Genomic DNA, 18,920 nt, shown 5'->3' on the forward strand with positions numbered 1-18,920 from the left:
ATAACAAAAACGGCGATGGAAGTATATCAAAGCGGTTTTTTGCGTCAATAGCGGATGCTTTTTGTTTTTTACAGCCGTACTGCGGGGCATATTCTTGCGGGCCCGGCAGCAAAAAATTTTGTGGAAGCGGCTGTCCTTCGGTACAATAAATAGTGAACAGGAGGGATTCCCCGACAATGCGTGAAGTAACCATTTATACCGACGGTGCCTGCTCCGGCAATCCGGGACCGGGCGGCTGGGGTGCCGTGCTGATATACGGCGAGCACAAAAAGGAAATGTCCGGTGCGGAAGCCAATACGACCAACAACCGGATGGAGCTCAAGGCGGCGATCGAGGCACTGTCCGCGCTGAAGGAGCCGTGCAAGGTCACCTTGTACAGCGACAGCGCCTACCTGGTTAACTGCTTTCAGCAGGGATGGTACAAGGGCTGGCAGCGCAACGGTTGGAAGAACAGCAAGAACCAGCCGGTGGAAAACCAGGACCTGTGGAAGGAACTGCTTCGTTTGATGGAAATACACCAGGTTCAGTACGTGAAAGTAAAAGGTCACGCGGACAACGTGTGGAACAACCGCTGTGACGAACTGGCGACGGGGGCGATCAAACAACTGTGAGTGACCGGCAGTACTGGGAACAGACGAAGCAGGCGATTATTGCCTATGCCCGCGAGATAGGAATAGACAAGATCGGGTTTGCCAGTGCCGATCCGTTTTTGACCCTGAAAGAGCGTTTGCTGGAGCATCGGGAAAAAGGCTACGAATCCGGGTTTGAGGAGCCAGATCTGGACAAGCGGACCGATCCCGGCCTCAGTCTGGATGGGGCGCGGTCGCTGATTGCCATCGCGCTGGCCTATCCCTCCAAGATGGATAACCCGCCCAAATCGGAACCGGGCGCGTATCGCGGCATCCTCTGCCGAGCGGCGTGGGGAACGGACTACCATCACGTCCTGCGCGAGAAATTGGACAAGCTGGCCCGGTATATCTGTGAACTGGAGCCCGGCGCCCGGGTGGAATCGATGGTGGATACGGGTGCCTTGTCCGACCGTGCCGTAGCGGAGCGGGCCGGCTTGGGATGGGTAGGCAAAAACTGCGCGCTGATTACCCCGGAGTTTGGCTCATGGGTCTACCTGGGTGAACTGATCACCAACCTGCCGCTGCCGCCGGACGAGCCGGTGGAGGAAGGGTGCGGCGATTGCAATTTGTGTGTGGAAGCCTGCCCGACAGGAGCGCTGGTCCAGGGAGGGCAGCTCAACGCCCAGAAGTGCGTAGCTTTTTTAACACAGGTAAAAGATTTCATTCCCGACCAGTACAGGGCGAAGATCGGCAACCGGCTGTACGGCTGCGACACTTGTCAGATGGTTTGCCCCAAAAACCGCGGCAAGCACTTCGCCCATCACGCGGAATTCCGGCCCGATCCGGAAGTGGCCAAGCCGCTCTTGCGTCCGCTGCTTCACATGAGCAACAAGGAATTCAAGCAGACGTTCGGCGCTTCCTCTGCGGCATGGCGCGGAAAAAAGCCGATTCAGCGAAACGCCATTCTGGCGCTGGCCCATTTTCGCGACCGCTCCGCTGTTCCCGACTTGATCCGGCTGCTCGAAGAGGATCCCCGCCCCGTCATTCGGGGAACGGCCGCCTGGGCGTTGGGCAAGATCGGCGGCGAAGAGGCGGAAGCGGCGCTTGCGGCGGCCCGGGAGCGGGAGTCATCGCCGGAGGTGCTGGCCGAAGTGGAGAAAGGATTTGCCCTATTGCGCCAGCACGGTGCATCCGGAGCAGCCAAATCGCACGACGTGAGGAGCGGCAAGGGGGCACACGCGTAGAACCATTCACATAAAAAACGGGTAGGGAGGAACGATGGATGGCACAAGTATTGGGATACACCACCATGGACTCGCCGATTGGACCGCTTTTGATTGCTTCTACGAAAAACGGACTGTGCTTCATTGAATTTGGCGACGGGGAGCAGGCGCTGTCCAGCTTGCAGCGCTGGTGCCGCAAGACCTTCATGGGCGTCCCCATCAGCCGGGACGACCAGGGAAACCAGTCTGTCCGCGAGCAGTTGGAGGAGTATTTTGCCGGTACGCGGAAGACGTTTGACATCCCGCTGGATATGTACGGCACGCCGTTTCAAAAAGCGGTCTGGACCGAACTGACCCGCATTCCCTATGGCGAGACGCGTTCCTACAAGGAGATCGCGCTGTCCATCGGTGCAGCAAAAGCAGTCCGGGCCATCGGCGGGGCGAACAACCGCAATCCCATCCCCATCGTCGTTCCCTGCCATCGCGTCATCGGTTCCAACGGAGCGCTCGTCGGATACGGAGGCGGGCTCTCCATCAAGGCACACCTGCTGGCGTTGGAAGGCGCACATGCAGCGTCTCTCCATGCCGATTCACCAAAAGCTGTCCGGTAAACCGGGCAGCTCAGCGTGTAGACAAAGTTCGCGGCGCATGGGAGATCGGGCCCGCTCGCTCGCTTGACGCCCAGCACAGAAGCGGATGAAGTTCGCTCCAAAACGAGACGCGGGCAGGGGACAAACATCTGGGTGTTTCGATGAAGTGAGACTTGTGTCCCCTGTTGATTCCCGCGTCTTCGTTTTTCCGCTGAGTCGGTCGTCAAAGGAGCTCGCTTGGCCCATCCCGCCATGCGATGCACATTGTCTTCCGCTTCGGTTGATGAATAGGCAGGCCTTTCGGCCTGGAAATCATTTTTTGTGGACGCTAACTCAATGAACCGTTTGTCTTCAGTCTGAGCTGTCCGGTAATCCGGGCAGCTTTTTTCATGCTCCCAGTCCTTCTGAACGGGCCCGAACTGTCATAAGCATCAGGGAGAGGCCGGCGCCGGAGCATGAACCCTGACGTGAGCGAACAGGCGCGGGCCAACGGGGAAAGGAGGAGGCGGATGGAAGATTGGCTGAACTTCCTGCAGAACTACTGTAATGCGGTACAACAATGCTGGGTGGACGGCCGATGGGAGCGCCTGCAGCCGTTGGGGGCTGTTCCCGATGCGGGGGCGCGGCAGCGGGAGCTGTGGATGCGGGAACAGGAACAGTATCTGGACAGGGGAGCGGAAATCACTGCTGTCCAGGGCGACGTGGTGCCGCTGTATTGGCTGGAGTCCAACGGGCGCGTACAAGTGGAATTTGCCTGGCACGTCCGGCAGCTGTACCGGCTGCACGGCACCGATCTTGTGAAAGAGACGCGCCGGCAGCAGCGGATGGCCGTCATCAGGCAGGGAACGGGATGGAAGCTGGATTGGATCGAGCCGAGCCCGGACGGGGAGATGAACACGGCCGTATTGAACGATTCGGATGCATGGCTGGAGATGAACGAGACTGAGGAAGGGATGCCGCTGCCATCACTCGTTCACGGGTCAAAGGGGTACCGAGCGGATCAGGCGGTCGCCTATGCCGAGCAGTACTGGAACTCAGCCAATCCAGCATTCCCCCATTTTACCGACGACTGCACCAATTTCATCTCGCAATGTCTCTATGCGGGCGGCATCCCGATGCTGTTTTCCCGGGAAAAAGGGCGCGGCTGGTGGATGCGGCCGGGAAAATCGGCCAGTTGGAGCTACAGTTGGGCGGTGGCGCACAGCTTGTACCTGCTGCTGAAATCGGGCGGCCCGCCGATGCGTGCCGTGCAGAAGCGGTCGCCGGAGCAGCTGGTGCCAGGAGATGTGATCTGTTACGACTTTGACGGAGACGGACGGTTCCAGCACACCACGATCGTCGTGGCCAAGGACGCCAACCACATGCCATTGGTCAACGCCCATACGACCAACAGCCGGATGCGCTACTGGAACTATCGGGATTCGACGGCCTACACTCCAAATATCCGCTACGCGTTTTTTCACATTCAGGGCATGTGAGTCAACAGAGGCGGCCTCTATGGGAGGAACCGCCTCTTGCTGTCTGGATGCAGCCAACGTGAGCGTCGGGGTGAGAGCGGGGAGGGGGGCCTGCACCTTGGAAGGTGGTCATCTCCATGGGGGATTCGGTATAATATAGGATGTTTGAAAGTTCGGTTGACAAGGAGTTTGTTGACATGCCACTGCACATTGTCCTGCACGAGCCGCTCATTCCCGCCAACACGGGCAATATCGCCCGTTCCTGTGCGGCGACGGGGGCTCATCTGCATCTGATACATCCGCTGGGATTTTCCACGGACGACCGCTACCTGAAACGGGCCGGCCTTGATTACTGGCACGCGGTAAAGGTTCATCACTACGACAGCTTTGAGCACTTTGTCGAGGCACAGGGAGAGAATGCCGGCACCTTTTACTTCGTGGAAACGTGGGGAGAAAAGCTGTACACGGAGGTTTCCTTCCGCGACGGCGATTACATCATCCTCGGCAAAGAGACCACCGGTCTGCCGACCGAGCTGACTGATCGGTACCGGGAACAGACGATCCGCATTCCGATGAGCGGCGCCACCCGCTCCATCAATTTGTCCAACTGCGCCGCCATCGTCCTGTTTGAAGGGCTCAGGCAGTTGGGCTTCCCCGGGCTCTCGTAACGGACAAGCCGAACACGACCATCTTGCTCGATGCGGTGACGAAAAGGAGGCGGACCGGACAGCGGGAAGCACATCATCGCGCCGCCCAACCGTGCGACAAGAAAAAGGAGAACGATACGATGACGGTGACCACCATTTTGTTTGACCTGGACGGCACGCTGTTGGAGATGCAGACGGAGCCGTTTGTCAAAGGCTATCTGAAGGAGCTGGGCCGCTACGTCGGTGACCGCTATGACGCCGAAAAAATGCTCGCGCTGATCTGGGACGCGACCAAGGCGATGATTGCCAATCAGGAGCCGGACAAGACCAACGAGCAGGTGTTTGTCGAGTATTTCAGCAGACACGGCCAGTGGGACAAGGACGAACTGTGGCCGGTGTTTGACGCGTTTTACCGGGATGTTTTTCCCAAGCTTTCCCACATGACCTACCCGTCGCCGTGGGCGAAACGGATCGTGGCGGAAGCCAAGCGGCATGGATTCCGCGTCGCCGTCGCCACCAATCCGGTCTTTCCCCGCGCCGCCATTCATCACCGGCTGGCCTGGATCGAGCTGGCGCCGCATGACTTTGAGCTGGTCACGGTGTACGAGGAATCCCACTTCACCAAGCCCAATCCCGCCTACTTCGCCGAGATTTGCCAACAGCTCGGCGTGCAGCCGACAGAATGCGTAATGGTCGGCAACCACATGCAGGAAGACATGGTTGCCGGTACGCTGGGGATGAAGACGTTTCTGGTCACCAACTGGCTGGAAGACCGCGGCGAACCGCAGTATCCGGTCGATCAGCGGGGCACCTTGGAAGAACTCTACGCCGCCATTTCCCAACGGACAGGTGTGTTTGCCCGCTGAGACGGGGAATCACACGAATACAGCCGACCGTCACTGTGATGCAGCGACGGTCTTTTTTTTGCCAAAAAACAAGCCGACACCCGCGAGTGCGAAGCAAAAAAAAGCAGGTTGCCCAATTCAGGCAGCCTGCTTTTTTTCCTGGGAGCGATGGCAAAAGGAAAGCCGACGATTCGGCCCGGTCCTACAGATTCCAGGTTTTGTCCTCGTTGTATCCCGCCGTGAGAATGAAGAACAGGAAAGCGGCAAAGACCAACCCTACGATAAACGTACCCATGTTGGACTGCTCCTTTCGTATTTCCAAACTACTCCCATTATAGCGTAGCTTGCCCTGTTTGCAAGAGAGTTACGCTTTGCCGTTTCTGTCATTTTCATGAATGTTTCGCCGGCTGACAGTGAACCGGGCAGGGCCAGTTTTGTCACGGGAGGGCTGAAACATGTGTTGTCATTGTGCATACACATATGAAAAGGATTGTGCATCCTGCTCCGATGGAACGGGACCATGCGCATGCGTGGCCCCAGTCGGACATATACATGAAAGTACACTGTTGTTCGCGAAGAGAGAGGGGCTTATGAAGGAGGAGAGACGAGCATGGACATTTTAAAGCGCATCGCCGAGCACAGGGCCCGTGAAGAAAAACTGATGTGGAGAGGCACATTTGCCGAATATTTGGAGATGGTACGGAAAAATCCGAAGATCGTCCAAACCGCACATGCGCGGGTCTACAACATGATTAAAGCAGCAGGAGTCGAAGAAAACGAAGACGGCACCCGCTCGTACAAGTTTTTTAGTCGGGAGATCTTCGGACTGGATCGGGCGATCGAGCGGCTGGTGGAAGAGTATTTTCACTCTGCTGCCCGCCGCCTGGATGTACGCAAACGGATTCTGCTCCTGATGGGACCCGTCAGCGGGGGGAAATCCACCATCGTGACGCTGCTGAAACGCGGATTGGAGGAGTACACCCGCACCGATGAGGGCGCTGTGTACGCGCTGGACGGCTGCCCGATGCACGAGGAACCGCTCCACCTGATCCCTCGCGAACTGCGGCCGGAGATTGAGGAAGAACTGGGAATCAAAATTGAAGGGGAACTGACCCCGTACAACCGCATGCGGCTGGAGACGGAATACGGCGGGCGCATTGAGGATTTTCCCGTTCGCCGTATCCTCTTTTCCGAAGCCGATCGCGTCGGCATCGGCACGTTCAGTCCGTCCGACCCGAAATCTCAGGACATCGCGGACCTGACCGGGAGTATCGACTTTTCCACGATCACCAAATACGGCTCCGAGTCGGACCCGCGGGCATACCGCTTTGACGGGGAGCTGAACAAGGCGAACCGCGGCTTGATGGAATTCCAGGAAATGCTGAAATGCGACGAAAAGTTTCTCTGGCACCTGCTCTCGCTTACCCAGGAGGGCAATTTCAAGGCCGGCCGCTTCGCTCTGATTTCCGCAGACGAACTGATTATCGCCCACACCAACGAGGCGGAGTACAAGGCGTTTATCGCCAACAAGAAAAACGAGGCGCTGCAGTCGCGGATCATCGTCATGCCGATTCCGTACAACCTGCGCGTCAGCGACGAGGAAAAGATCTACGCCAAGCTGATCAAGCAGTCTGATCTCGGCCACGTCCATATCGCGCCGCACGCGCTCCGGGCCGCCGCCATCTTTTCCATCCTCACGCGGCTGAAGGAGTCGAAAAAACAGGGCGCTGATCTGCTGAAAAAGATGCGCCTGTACGACGGAGAGTCGGTGGAAGGATTCAAAGGCTCCGATCTGGAGGAATTGCGGAACGAATATCCGGACGAAGGGATGTCCGGGATCGACCCGCGCTATGTGATCAACCGGATCTCCAGCGCATTGATTCGCCGGGACACGGAATGCATCAACGCGCTTGACATCCTGCGTGCGCTGAAGGACGGGTTTGACCAACACCCCTCCATCACCAAGGAACAACGTGAGAAATATCTCAACTTCATTTCCATGGCTCGCAAGGAGTACGATGAACTGGCCAAAAAGGAAGTGCAGAAAGCGTTTGTCTACAGCTACGAAGAATCGGCGAAAACGCTCATGGACAACTACCTGGACAATGTGGAAGCGTATTGCAATATGAATAAAATAAGGGACCCCGTTACCGGCGAAGAGATGGACCCGGATGAGCGCCTGATGCGCTCCATTGAGGAGCAGATCGGCATCTCAGAAAACGCCAAGCGGGCGTTCCGCGAAGAAATCCTGATTCGCATTTCGGCTTACGCACGCAAAGGGAAGCGTTTTGACTACAGCACGCACGATCGCTTGCGGGAAGCGATTGAGAAGAAGCTGTTCGCCGATTTGAAAGATGTGGTAAAAATTACCACCTCCAACAAAACACCGGACGAACACCAGTTGAAAAAAATCAACGAGGTGACCAGACGGCTGATCGATGAACACCGCTACTGCCCTGTGTGCGCCAATGAGCTTCTCCGGTATGTCGGCAGTCTGCTGAACAGATAACGTGCTCGCGGGGCACCCGGAGCTGGCTTGCCAGGGAAGCCCATTCGCCGAAGATGCGCCAGCAGGAGGGGGGAGTCTGTATGGAAGATTCGTCACCGTTCGTCGTCTCCCGGGAAGACTGGTCGCTGCACCGCAAAGGATACCAGGATCAGAACCGGCATCAGGAAAAAGTGAAGGAAGCGATCAAAAAAAACCTGCCCGATCTGGTCAGTGAGGAAAACATCATCATGTCCAACGGGCGGGAAGTGATCAAAATCCCGATCCGTTCCCTGGATGAGTACCGGCTCCGCTTTAACTTTCACAAGGGAAAGCACGGCGGTCAGGGCAAAGGAGACAGCAAAGTGGGCGACGTCATCGCCAAAGACGGGGACGCTGCCCAGGGCCCTGGCAAGGGACAGGGAGCGGGCGATCTGCCGGGTGTCGATTATTTTGAAGCGGAGATTACTGTCGAAGAGCTGGAAGAGATGCTGTTTGCCGAGTTGGAGCTGCCCAACCTCCAGCAAAAGGACGAGGACAGGATCATCGTGGAGGAGACGCGTTTCAACGACGTCCGCAAAAAAGGGTTGATGGGCAACATCGACAAAAGACGGACGCTGCTCGCCGCCATCCGCCGCAATGCCCTGGCCGGTTACAACGACCTGGAGTTGGGCATCAGCGACGATGACCTGCGCTTCAAGACGTGGGAGGAGATCGTCAAGCCGCATTCCAACGCCGTCATCATCGCCATGATGGACACTTCCGGCTCGATGGGCGTGTTTGAAAAGTACATCGCCCGCAGCTTTTTCTTCTGGATGGTGCGTTTTCTTCGCACCAAGTACGAAAAGGTGGAAATGGTCTTTATCGCTCATCATACCGAAGCCAAGGAAGTGCCGGAGGAGGTCTTTTTTTCAAAAGGAGAGAGCGGCGGCACGATCTGCTCCTCCGCCTACAAGAAGGCATTGGAGATCATCGACAGCCGCTATCCTTCGTCCCAGTACAACATCTATCCCTTCCACTTCTCAGACGGCGACAATCTGACGTCCGACAACGAGCGATGCGTCAAGCTGGTCAAGGAATTGATGGAACGCTGCAACATGTTTGGATATGGAGAAGTGAATCAGTACAACCGGCACTCTACCCTGATGTCCGCCTTCCGGCACATCAAAGATCCGAAGTTCATGCACTGTGTGATCCGGGAAAAGGGGGAAGTGTACAAAGCGCTCAAGACGTTTTTCGGGAAAAAGGAAGTCAGTACGGGATGAGTGCAGAGGAAACCGGACGGGTACCGTCCGGTTTTTTGCGTCTGTTCCTCCGATGCGGCTACAGCACGGCCAGCACTCCGTTCCACAGATCGATGCGGGCACGAAGCGACTGCACGGCCGTTCGTTCCGCCTCCGCCTGTTTTTCCGGGGAGTCTTCACACAAGGCGGTCAGCAGCTTTTCCGCCAGCGGGCCGTGTTCGTCCCCGTCCAGTTCGATGTGCCGCTGCAGGTAGTAGTTCAGGCGTTTGGTCGACTGGCCGTTTCGATTCAGTTCGTCGACCAGCACCTGAAACATGTCCGGGATGATGTCTTCCCGTCCGAAGAAGAAGGCAGCGCATACTTCGTGGGTTCCGCCGTTTTTCGCCAGGTCCAGGGTATGGCGGACAAAGCGAAAGACGGATTCCGGAACTTCCGCGGCCTTGAGCGCTGCAAGCGGGTCTTGTCCGGCCTGCAGTTCGGCCAGAAAGCGATTGATGGGACCGGTATCCGCGCCGCATTCGTTCATCGCTTCCACGTATAATTCGAAATGGCTGGCATAGCCGCCTTGACCGTCTTCATCGGTCTCCTCGCCCAGCACAATCTCGTTGATAAAACGGGCGTACTGGCTGTGTCGGGACGGCATCCAGGGAACCTCCGTGCAGGTCAGGTCCCGCTGCAGCCGTTTCAACAGGCTCATAAAGTCCCATACAGCAAACACGTGGTGCTGCATGAAGATACGGACGCGCTCGGGCGTGTTGATCTCCCGGTACACGGGGTGTTTCAACAGTTCTTCGCGTATCGTGCGGATGTTGTTCATCAGCTTTGGTTCCTTTCCTTGAGCGATGGCCCCTCGAAGGGTCGTTTTTGCTATGGTACAGATTTTATTATGGCACAGACAGTTGAACGGCGTCCGTGACAGCTGTGTGTCATGTTCGGGAGGGCTGGGAAAAACCTGTCTGTCTGCCCGGCACCAGGCGCTTTGGACAGGGGGACCGCATACACAACGGGCCGCTCTTCCTCGGCAGCTCATGCGTTTGCGACCAATGCGACGAGGGACAAGTCTACAAAAAAACGGCCTAATAGCGAGATTTATGGAAGAGTATGGAGAAAACGAATTGTAATGTGGGAAATATCCTCATTTTTAGTGAAAGTCGGGAAAAATCGCTGAAATCCACGGTTGCCAGGAAGTTATCATAATTTTACCATATGAATTGTTAGCACTCACACCAATCGAGTGCTAACAGTAGTGGTGCGACAAGCGTGAAGAACACAGGCTTCAGCCGGTTCGACGCCGCACGTTACCGTTGTCTTTCCAGAACCCATACGGCACATCGCTGTTAGTTCCTGAGTGCTGTGTAACAAAAAAAGAAGATTGTTCATAAATGGAAATTTTTTATTTCTCATTTTTCCAAATGAAGGTAAAAGATTTCGTTTATGTGCAAGCTTCTTTTTTATTTTCTCAAAAAAGGGAGGATGATGACTCGTGAAGGCATTGCTGTTGGCGGGTGGTTTGGGCACCCGGCTGAGACCGCTGACGGAAAATCTGGCAAAACCAATGGCTTTGGTGGGAAACCGCCCGTGGCTGGAGCATCTCATCGTTCACCTCAAACAGCAGGGAATCGTCGATTTTGTGATTGCCGTCAAGCATTATCCGGAAATGATTCAACGGTACTTTGGCGACGGACAGGCGTGGGGCGTCAACATCGAATACGCCGTGGAAAAAAAACTGTTGGGCACGGCAGGGGCGATCAAAAACGCGGAAACACTGCTGAGCGACCGTTTTTTGGCGGTCAATGCGGACATCGTTCACCAGGTCTCGCTGCTCCCGCTGCTGGACTTCCACGTGAAGCACAAGGGAGGCGTCACGATCGGGCTGACCGAGGTGGATGACCCGTCGCAGTTCGGCGTGGTGGAACAGCGTGACACCGGGGAAATTATCCGCTTCGTGGAAAAGCCGGACAAGGAGTCGGCGCCGTCCAACCGGATTAACGCCGGTATCTACGTGATGGAAAAAGAGGTGCTGAAGTGGATACCGCAGGGACGGGAAGTTTCGATCGAACGGGAGACGTTCCCGCTGCTGATCGAACGGAACGTGGGGGTCTACGGCACGTTGATCGACGGCTACTGGATGGATCTGGGGACGAAAAACCGTTACCGGCAGGTGCACTGGGACCTCTTGGACCGCAAGCTGTCCCTGCCGCTGCGAGAAAAAGAACACGGCACGGGCATCCTGATCGGGGAGGAGAGCGAGGTCGCCCAAGGCGTGCTGATCGTGCCGCCGGTGCTGATCGGCCGGCGGGTAAAAATCGGCGAGCGGAGCGTGATTGGACCGTATGCGGTGATCGGCGACGGCTGCGAACTGGGCAAGGGCGTACGCTGCTCGGAAACGATCATGTGGAACGGCTGCAAGGTGCGTGACGCGGCCCAGTTGAAAAACTGCATCATTGGATACGGATTGGAGCTGGAAGCCAGCCACATATTGCATGAAGCGGTGATGAACCGGACAGCGGGAGGAGGACAAGGATGATCCAGGTGGCTTACATGAGCACGTACATTCCGAAAAGGTGCGGACTGGCGACGTATACCCATCACCTGCGGCATTACGTGAAACAGGCGAGCCTGTGGAACGCAGCGGACCCGGTGATCGTGATGACCGACGGGGATGAACAGGAGTACGGGAACGATCAGGCGCTGTGGCCGCTTGCCAAACACGACAGGGAGGCGTATCGGGCGATGGCGCAGAGAGTGAACGCGAGCGGCGTGTCGGTCGTCTCCCTGCAGCATGAGTTTGGCATTTTTGGCGGGGAAGCAGGGGCGTATGTGCTGGACTTTGTACGCGAGCTGAAAAAACCGCTGGTCACGACCTTCCACACCGTGTTTGCCTCGCCTAAGGAACCGTACCGGTCGATTCAGCGGGAGATTGCCGAACGGAGCGATCGGATCGTCGTAATGAATCGCCGGGCCGTCGGCTATCTGCGGCAGTCGTTCGGGATTCCGGAAGCGAAAATCGCGTTTATCCCGCACGGCACCCCCGTCCCCGACCCGCAGCAGCGGGAGGCTGTTCGGCAGCGGTTGAACTGGGCGGATAAAAAAGTCGTGATGACGTTTGGCCTGCTCAGCCGCGGAAAAGGGTTGGAACTGATTTTGGAGGCGCTGCCGCAAGCGGTCAAGGATGTCCCCAACCTGCTCTACGCGGTGGTCGGCCAAACCCATCCGGAAGTGAAGAAACGGGAAGGAGAAGCGTACCGGGAGGAGCTGATGGAGCTGATCCGGCGAAACCGCCTGGAACGCCATGTGGTGATGATCGACCGGTACGTGGACGAAGCGGAACTGGTCCAATTTCTGACGGCGTGCGATTTGTACGTCACCCCTTACCCGGGAATGGAGCAGATCACCAGCGGCACGCTGGCCTATGCCGTCGGGCTGGGACGTCCGGTGTTGAGCACGCCGTACAGCTATGCCCAGGATTTGCTGGAGGGCTGCGACGAGCTGCTGATTCCGTATGGCGAGCCCGACCGGTGGGCGGAAAAAATCGCGTCGCTCTTGCGTGACGACAGCCTGAGGCGGGACTGGGAGGCAAAGATCGGCCGCGTCGGCTCCGCCATGCACTGGCCGCAGATCGGCAAGCGCTGCGCTTCCCTGTTTGCCACCCTCTCCAAACAGTCCGGCAGCACGTTTGAACAGACGGAGGGGACACCCGTTGCGGCCCTTTCCCGTTAGCTTTCGACACCTGGAGAGAATGACCGATGACACCGGACTGTTGGAGCACTGTCTCGGAAACATCCCGCGCCGCCGGGAGGGCTATACGACCGATGACAACGCCAGAGCGCTGTGGGCGTGTGCCGTTTGGCGGCAGCATGCGAACCGGACAGGCGACCGCGATCTGCTGGCGACCCTTGACCGCCTGATCGACCGCTATCTCGGGTTTCTTCTGTGGGTTCAGCAGGAGGATGGCAGCTTTCACAACAACATCGGCTACGACCGCAGGCCGGAACCGGAGAAGCCGTCCGACGACTGTCTCGGCCGTGCGCTGTGGGCGTGCGCGGTCGCATCGGCGTCGCTTCCCGACAGCGGCCGGCGGTTTGTCGCCTCCCAACTGCTTGCCAAAGGGCTGCCGCGGGCGACGGCGATGAAGTTTCCGCGCGGGTGGGCCTTCGCACTGGCAGCATGCAGCTTTTTGCTCAGGAACGGCAGCGGTTATGCAAATTCCGCCGTCTGCATGGAGCTGATCGAGCTGTTTGAAGAACGGCTGGTCCGGCTGTACCGGGAGGCGTCCGGAGAAGGTTGGCATTGGTTCGAACCGGTGATGACCTACGGAAACGGCGTGCTGCCGTGGGCGCTGTTTTCCGCCTGCCGCGTGACGAAGCGGGAGGAGACGCTGTCCATTGCCAAAGAGAGTCTCGATTTTCTGATCGCCAGGATGACCGGACAAAACGGCGTGATTCGCCCCATCGGCAACCGGGGCTGGTGCACGCCGCAGTCCCGTAGCGACTGGGATCAGCAGCCGTTGGAAGTAATGAAACTGGCGCTCGCTTCGGCGGAAGCCCATGCGGTACTGGCTGATCCTATGTACTGGCAAACAGTGGAAAAATGCCGGGCGTGGTTTTACGGCGGCAACGATGGAGCCGTGCCGATGGCAGATGCGGCGGAAGGCAGCTGCTGCGACGGACTGACACCAAACGGAGCCAATCTGAATCGGGGAGCGGAATCGACCCTGTCCTACTTGCTGACGGAAGCGATTTATCACAATGCGGTGACTGGAGGTTGATGCATATGGACGTTACGGCTGCACACGGCATTCACATCCCGTCCCACGTTTTCCGGGAGTACGACATCAGGGGCAGAGCCGGGAAAGAGATTCATCCGGCGTTTGCCTGGCTCCTGGGGAGAGCGTTTGGCCGAAAGCTGAAGGCGGCCGGGCTGGACAAGGCGGTCGTGGGGAGGGATAACCGGAAATCCTCGCCGGAGCTGCAAACCGCTCTGATGGCCGGGCTACTTCGCTCGGACATCCGCGTCGTCGATATCGGTGAGGTGACGACACCGATGTTTTACTACAGCCTGGAGCATCTGGACATTCCTTCCGGGCTGATCGTGACGGCAAGCCACAACCCCGGTGACGAGAACGGCTTTAAAATTGCCATGGACAAGACCACCATCTACGGCGAGGCGATTCAGGACCTGTACAACACCATGCGCGCGCTGCTCGCCGAGGAAGGCGTGCCGCACCAACCTTTCTCCCTACAGGAAGGAGTGGAGCGGGTGGACATCGAACAGCCCTATCTGGCGATGCTCAGGGAAAAAATTGTCCTTGGACCGCGCAAAGTGAAGGTGGTGGCGGACTGCGGCAACGGCACCCCCTCGCCGTTCGTGCCGAAAGCGCTGGTCCAGTGGGGCTGCGAAGTGGTTCCGCTCTACTGTGAATCCGATCCCAATTTCCCTCATCATCACCCCGATCCGGTCGACCCGAAAAACCTGCAGGACTTGATTCGCAAGGTGCGCGAGGAAAAAGCCGACCTCGGGGTGGCCTTCGACGGCGATGGCGACCGCCTGGGTGTCGTCGACGAGCAGGGCAATATCCTGTGGGGCGATCAGCTGATGATTTTGTTCTGGCGGGAGATCCTGCCGAAACATCCCGGATGCCAGGCGCTGGTGGAAGTAAAATGCTCGCGGGCACTGGTGGAAGAAATCGAGAAGCTGGGCGGAGTGCCCGTGTTTCACCGCACCGGCCATTCCCATATCAAAGCCTCGATGAAACGGCTGAACGTGCCGTTTACCGGTGAAATGTCCGGCCACATCTTCTTCAAGGACGAGTATTTCGGCTTTGACGACGCGCTCTACGCGGCGGGGCGGCTGCTTCGCATCTTGACCAACAGCGACAAGCCGCTGTCAGCGTTGTTTGCCGACATTCCCCGCTACCACGCCACGCCGGAGACGAGAGTCCCCTGCGAGGAAAGCAAAAAGCGGACCATCCTGGACAAGGTCAAACAGTATTTCCGGCCCGAGCGCGAGATTATTGACGTGGACGGCGCGAGGGTGATCTTCCCGAACGGCTGGGGACTGATCCGCGCCTCCAACACGCAGCCGATTTTGGTCCTGCGGGCGGAGGCGGAATCGGCGGAAGGGCTGGCCGAGATCAAACGGGAGATCGAGAAGTCTCTTGTGTTTGCCGATTCCGCGCTGACGGTGGACTGGTAACCTCGAAACAGCGGACTCGTGTACCCGTACCATCTTGTCGTGATTCGCTGGTAGTGCCTGTTTGCATACTGAGATCAACCGGGGTGAGTGAGGAAAATGAACGCGTATCCGTTACTGTTTTCACCGATGTATCATCAACGGATTTGGGGCGGCAATCGCCTGCGTACATTATTCGGCTATCCCATTCCCAGTGAGCAGACGGGTGAGGCGTGGGTCATATCCGATCACCCGAAAGGCAGAACCACGATCAGAAACGGCGTCTATCGCGGAAAGACGATCAGCGAACTGCTGGCGGAACAGCCCGATTGGTTTGCGCCGAAGCGTCCGGACCGCTTTCCGCTGTTGGTGAAACTGTTGGACGCCAACGACTCGTTATCCGTACAGGTACATCCCGACGACCGCTTTGCCCATGTCCATGAGAACGGCGAACTGGGAAAGGCGGAATGCTGGTACGTCGTGCACGCCGAACCTGGAGCAGAAATCGTGTACGGCCATACCGCCAGGACGCGGGAGGAACTGGCGGAGATGGTGAAGGCCAGCCGCTGGGACGACCTGTTGGTGCGAGTCCCGGTGCGGACCGGCGACTTCTTCTACATTCCGCACGGCACGCTCCACGCGCTGGGCAAAGGCATTGTCGTCCTGGAAATTCAGCAAAACTCAGACGCCACATACCGCGCCTACGACTACGACCGCGTCGACCAGTCCGGACGGAAGCGCGAACTGCACATCGACAAGGTGCTGCAGGTAACCAATGTGCCGAACAAGCCGGCACAGATCCGGGCAAAGACAGCAGGCAGCCGCTTCCTGCAGGTGAACCACTACCTGGACAGCCCGTTTTTCACGGTAGAAAAATGGACGCTGCACGGCTCGCGCGAAGAAGAGTCCGGGGACCGGTTCTCCCTCGTGTCCGTTCTCGCCGGATCAGCCCTGCTGGAATGGAGCGGCGGTGAGCTTACGGTGAAAAAAGGGGATCACCTGCTGTTACCGAGAACATTGGGCAGGTACAGACTGGCGGGCGACATGGAAGCGATAGTCTCCTTCCCGCCGGGACAGGCGGCCACGCTGCGAAAAGCGGGCTGAACGCGTCAGATGGCGCGAGCGATGCAAAGACCCTGGCAAAGGGTCTTTTTCATTTTTTTCTGGCAGCCCACGATATTCCCTGCGCATCTGGGTTCACTACCTCATGGGCACAACCATAAGCTGGGGTATACATCATCTTTACACATGTGGAGGAGATTCTCATGCATGGTTATCCGATAGCTTTTCCCCGCTACTGGCCCAGGCTCGTACAGCAGCCGGGATTTAGCGAACCGCGCGATCGGGCGCTGGCCGCCGATATCTTGCGGGCCACCCAACGTGAAGAGCGGGCCATCAATTATTTCAGCAGGCTGATAGAGCTGGCCCCCAACGACAGCATCCGGACGGTTTTGAACATCATCCGCGACGAGCGGATCAAGCATTCCCAGCGATTCGCGACAATCTACCGGCAGTTGACCGGACGGGCGCCGCAAGTGAGGCGGGAAGAAGTGCCGGCACCGGAATCATTTGCCCGGGGATTGGAATTTGCCATCCGGGACGAGCTGGCCGCCGCCGATCTGTACCGGGACATTGCCGATCGGGCGGTGACGCTCGCGATCAGAAGGGGGTTCACCCGAGCAGCAGAAGACGAGCTGCGGCAATCCAATGTGCTGATGAACATGCTGGCACAGTTGGGAGCGTCGTAGATGGCTGGCGGAGGCCAGCTGAAAACGGGCGGCCTGTCTTTGCGGGCCGCCCGTGATCGTGTTCAGAAATTGTTGAGATCGAATGCCTATGATAATAGAATGTGCGGCTTGTGTCGGATTCGGGTTGAAAAAGCGAGGTGTGAAACTCTGAAAGCCGTATTGGTTGACGATGAACCTCTGGCTTTGTACCACCTGGAAACACTGCTGCGGGAATGCGGAGGTCTGGAAATCGTCGGGCGATATCAAAATCCCCGCCGCGCTTTGGATGAGCTTTCGCAGGTAAAGCCCGACGTCATCTTTCTAGATGTGGAGATGCCCGAGTTGAACGGCATCGAAACGGCGGAACAGGTGCTCAGACTCTCGCCTGAAACGGATCTTGTCTTTGTAACGGCCTATGATGAGTACGCGGTCAAGGCGTTTGAGCTCAACGCACTGGACTACGTGCTAAAACCGGTTCAGCGCGACCGCCTGATCAAAACGGTGCAGCGGCTGATTGACAGGCGGTATGAGACGCACGTCGTTTCGCTCGCAGGACAAGCCATCATGATCCGCTGCTTTCAGTCCCTGCAGATCGAGATTCCGCCGCGCGGACCGGAACCCATCCGCTGGCGGACGGCAAAAGCGCAGGAACTGTTTGCGTACCTGGTTCATCGGCGGGGCCAGCCCGTTCGCAAAGATGCGCTGCTGGAATTGTTCTGGCCGGATGCGGACCACAAAAAAGGTTTTGCCCGGCTGTACACAACCATCTACCAGATCAGAAAAACATTGAAAGAGCTCAACATCGGCATTCACATCAGCAACTGCGACGACGGCTATCTGCTGGACATGAAACACGTCAGGGTGGATGTGGATGAATGGGAGCGCGGCATAAGGATGTGGTCCCCCGTTACGCGGGAAAGACTGTCCGAACACTTGCGCTTGCTTGAATTGTACCGTGGAGATTACCTGGACGACTACGACTACATATGGGCGGAAAGCGAGCGGCAGCGGCTGCGGACGCACTGGTTTTACCACGCGAATCATGTAGCCGGCTATCTGGAGTCTGTTGGCGAATACGCCCGAGCGCTGGCCGTCTATCACCGCATCCAGCGCTTTCACCCGCATGTGGAAGAGACGTACGTAAAGCTGATGAAGCTGTATGACAGACTAGGCGACCGCAATGCCGTGGTGAGAGAGTACATGAACCTGAACAGGATGTTGAGCGAAGAGTACGGCGTCGCCCCCCACAAGGCCGTTCGGGAGTGGTATCTGCGTTGGAAGAAAACGCAAAGCAGGTAGTCTCTTCTCGGCCCCGGATTGGCTCGAAAGTCATGTGCGTCATGTCATACTTTGCGAGCGGCGAAATATGGTAAGAAGGAGGGAATATACTAGTGCGGCACCAGGACAGAAGAAATGGGGAGTACCAGTGAAAACGACCATGATTGTCGATGACACGGCGTTGACCAGGGGAATCCTTCGCGACATGCTCGAATCGCTCGGGCTGAAGGTGGTGGTGGAGACGGAGTCGGGAGAGGAGGCGGTCAAACAATTTATGCTGTTCCGTCCCGACCTGGTCGCCGTGGATGTATCTACACCCGCCATGGACGAATTGGCGGTGGTGAAAAAGATCAGGAAAATCGACGGAAAGGCCAAGATCATCGTCTGTTCAGCCGTTGTGCAGCGGGATGCCATCATGCGGACGATCGACGCGGGCGCGTCCGACTTTCTGGCCAAACCGCTGCAGAAAGACCGGGTGGCATGGGCCATTCAACACCTCAAAGAAATCGGATAACAGATAGGAGAAAAGTACCGAGCAGAGCCGGCAAGCCGCGAACGGTTTCGGGAACCACGCACAAGTGATCGCCCGGCAGCGAGCGGATGAAAAGCCTCCGCGCGAAAAAACTCGATAATCATACGTGGCAAGATGGTTGATCGCCATAGTATAATAGTCCTATTCATTGG

17 protein-coding genes are annotated in these 18,920 nt (G+C 57.5%); 16 read left to right on the forward strand and 1 reads right to left on the reverse strand.

Annotation, left to right across the window (positions count from 1 at the left end):
- Positions 1 to 176: 176 nt before the first annotated feature.
- The 8 genes from rnhA to yhbH all read left to right on the forward strand — a co-directional run bounded on the left by rnhA (position 177) and on the right by yhbH (position 9,081).
- On the forward strand, positions 177 to 611 hold the full coding sequence (gene rnhA, locus KDN35_RS15695) for a ribonuclease HI (protein WP_171566570.1): 435 nt from the start codon (positions 177 to 179) through the stop codon (positions 609 to 611).
- The gene (gene queG / locus KDN35_RS15700) at positions 608 to 1,813 is read left to right on the forward strand and encodes a tRNA epoxyqueuosine(34) reductase QueG (protein ID WP_212133189.1); all 1,206 of its coding nucleotides are present in this window, start codon (positions 608 to 610) and stop codon (positions 1,811 to 1,813) included. The genes rnhA and queG overlap by 4 nt, the downstream gene beginning before the upstream one ends.
- A gap of 38 nt (positions 1,814 to 1,851) precedes the next feature.
- Positions 1,852 to 2,403: a methylated-DNA--[protein]-cysteine S-methyltransferase gene (locus KDN35_RS15705; RefSeq protein WP_171566572.1), complete on the forward strand. Its 552-nt coding sequence runs from the start codon at positions 1,852 to 1,854 to the stop codon at positions 2,401 to 2,403.
- 434 nt (positions 2,404 to 2,837) lie between these two features.
- Entirely contained in the window at positions 2,838 to 3,860 is a 1,023-nt protein-coding gene (locus KDN35_RS15710) for an amidase domain-containing protein (RefSeq protein ID WP_249179141.1), read from the forward strand.
- A gap of 176 nt (positions 3,861 to 4,036) precedes the next feature.
- Positions 4,037 to 4,507, forward strand: coding sequence for a tRNA (uridine(34)/cytosine(34)/5-carboxymethylaminomethyluridine(34)-2'-O)-methyltransferase TrmL (gene trmL, locus KDN35_RS15715; RefSeq protein ID WP_171566573.1), 471 nt, complete (start codon positions 4,037 to 4,039; stop codon positions 4,505 to 4,507).
- 119 nt (positions 4,508 to 4,626) lie between these two features.
- Positions 4,627 to 5,352 carry an HAD family hydrolase gene (locus KDN35_RS15720; protein ID WP_212133210.1) on the forward strand — a complete coding sequence of 242 codons (726 nt, stop codon included), beginning with the start codon at positions 4,627 to 4,629 and terminating at the stop codon, positions 5,350 to 5,352.
- A gap of 589 nt (positions 5,353 to 5,941) precedes the next feature.
- Complete coding sequence (locus KDN35_RS15725) at positions 5,942 to 7,840, forward strand: PrkA family serine protein kinase (RefSeq protein WP_212133190.1); 1,899 nt, start codon at positions 5,942 to 5,944, stop codon at positions 7,838 to 7,840.
- Between the two features lie 80 nt (positions 7,841 to 7,920).
- Positions 7,921 to 9,081, forward strand: coding sequence for a sporulation protein YhbH (gene yhbH, locus KDN35_RS15730; RefSeq protein ID WP_212133191.1), 1,161 nt, complete (start codon positions 7,921 to 7,923; stop codon positions 9,079 to 9,081).
- Positions 9,082 to 9,139: 58 nt separating this feature from the next.
- Here yhbH and KDN35_RS15735 read toward each other — a convergent pair whose 3' ends face one another.
- On the reverse strand, positions 9,140 to 9,877 hold the full coding sequence (locus KDN35_RS15735) for a DUF3050 domain-containing protein (RefSeq protein WP_212133192.1): 738 nt from the start codon (positions 9,875 to 9,877) through the stop codon (positions 9,140 to 9,142).
- Between the two features lie 666 nt (positions 9,878 to 10,543).
- Here KDN35_RS15735 and KDN35_RS15740 point away from each other — a divergent pair.
- From KDN35_RS15740 to KDN35_RS15775, 8 genes are all read left to right on the forward strand, one after another.
- Positions 10,544 to 11,587, forward strand: coding sequence for a nucleotidyltransferase family protein (locus KDN35_RS15740; protein WP_171566578.1), 1,044 nt, complete (start codon positions 10,544 to 10,546; stop codon positions 11,585 to 11,587).
- Positions 11,584 to 12,780 (forward strand): glycosyltransferase family 4 protein, encoded by a 1,197-nt coding sequence (locus KDN35_RS15745; RefSeq protein WP_212133193.1) that lies wholly within the window; start codon positions 11,584 to 11,586, stop codon positions 12,778 to 12,780. Before KDN35_RS15740 ends, KDN35_RS15745 begins: the two co-directional genes overlap by 4 nt.
- Positions 12,781 to 12,799: 19 nt before the next feature.
- Positions 12,800 to 13,828 (forward strand): glycoside hydrolase family protein, encoded by a 1,029-nt coding sequence (locus KDN35_RS15750; protein ID WP_230077819.1) that lies wholly within the window; start codon positions 12,800 to 12,802, stop codon positions 13,826 to 13,828.
- Between the two features lie 5 nt (positions 13,829 to 13,833).
- Positions 13,834 to 15,255, forward strand: a complete 1,422-nt coding sequence (locus KDN35_RS15755) for a phosphomannomutase/phosphoglucomutase (protein ID WP_212133195.1) — start codon at positions 13,834 to 13,836, stop codon at positions 15,253 to 15,255.
- Positions 15,256 to 15,381: 126 nt separating this feature from the next.
- Positions 15,382 to 16,335, forward strand: a complete 954-nt coding sequence (gene manA / locus KDN35_RS15760) for a mannose-6-phosphate isomerase, class I (protein ID WP_249179142.1) — start codon at positions 15,382 to 15,384, stop codon at positions 16,333 to 16,335.
- Between the two features lie 161 nt (positions 16,336 to 16,496).
- Positions 16,497 to 16,979, forward strand: coding sequence for a ferritin-like domain-containing protein (locus KDN35_RS15765; protein ID WP_212133196.1), 483 nt, complete (start codon positions 16,497 to 16,499; stop codon positions 16,977 to 16,979).
- A gap of 159 nt (positions 16,980 to 17,138) precedes the next feature.
- Positions 17,139 to 18,257, forward strand: a complete 1,119-nt coding sequence (locus KDN35_RS15770; RefSeq protein WP_249179143.1) for a response regulator — start codon at positions 17,139 to 17,141, stop codon at positions 18,255 to 18,257.
- Positions 18,258 to 18,384: 127 nt separating this feature from the next.
- On the forward strand, positions 18,385 to 18,750 hold the full coding sequence (locus KDN35_RS15775) for a response regulator (protein WP_212133198.1): 366 nt from the start codon (positions 18,385 to 18,387) through the stop codon (positions 18,748 to 18,750).
- The last annotated feature ends 170 nt before the right edge of the window (positions 18,751 to 18,920 follow it).

It is taken from the genome of Brevibacillus sp. NL20B1 (assembly GCF_018195675.1).
Taxonomy (GTDB): Bacteria; Bacillota; Bacilli; order Brevibacillales; family Brevibacillaceae; genus Brevibacillus; species Brevibacillus aydinogluensis.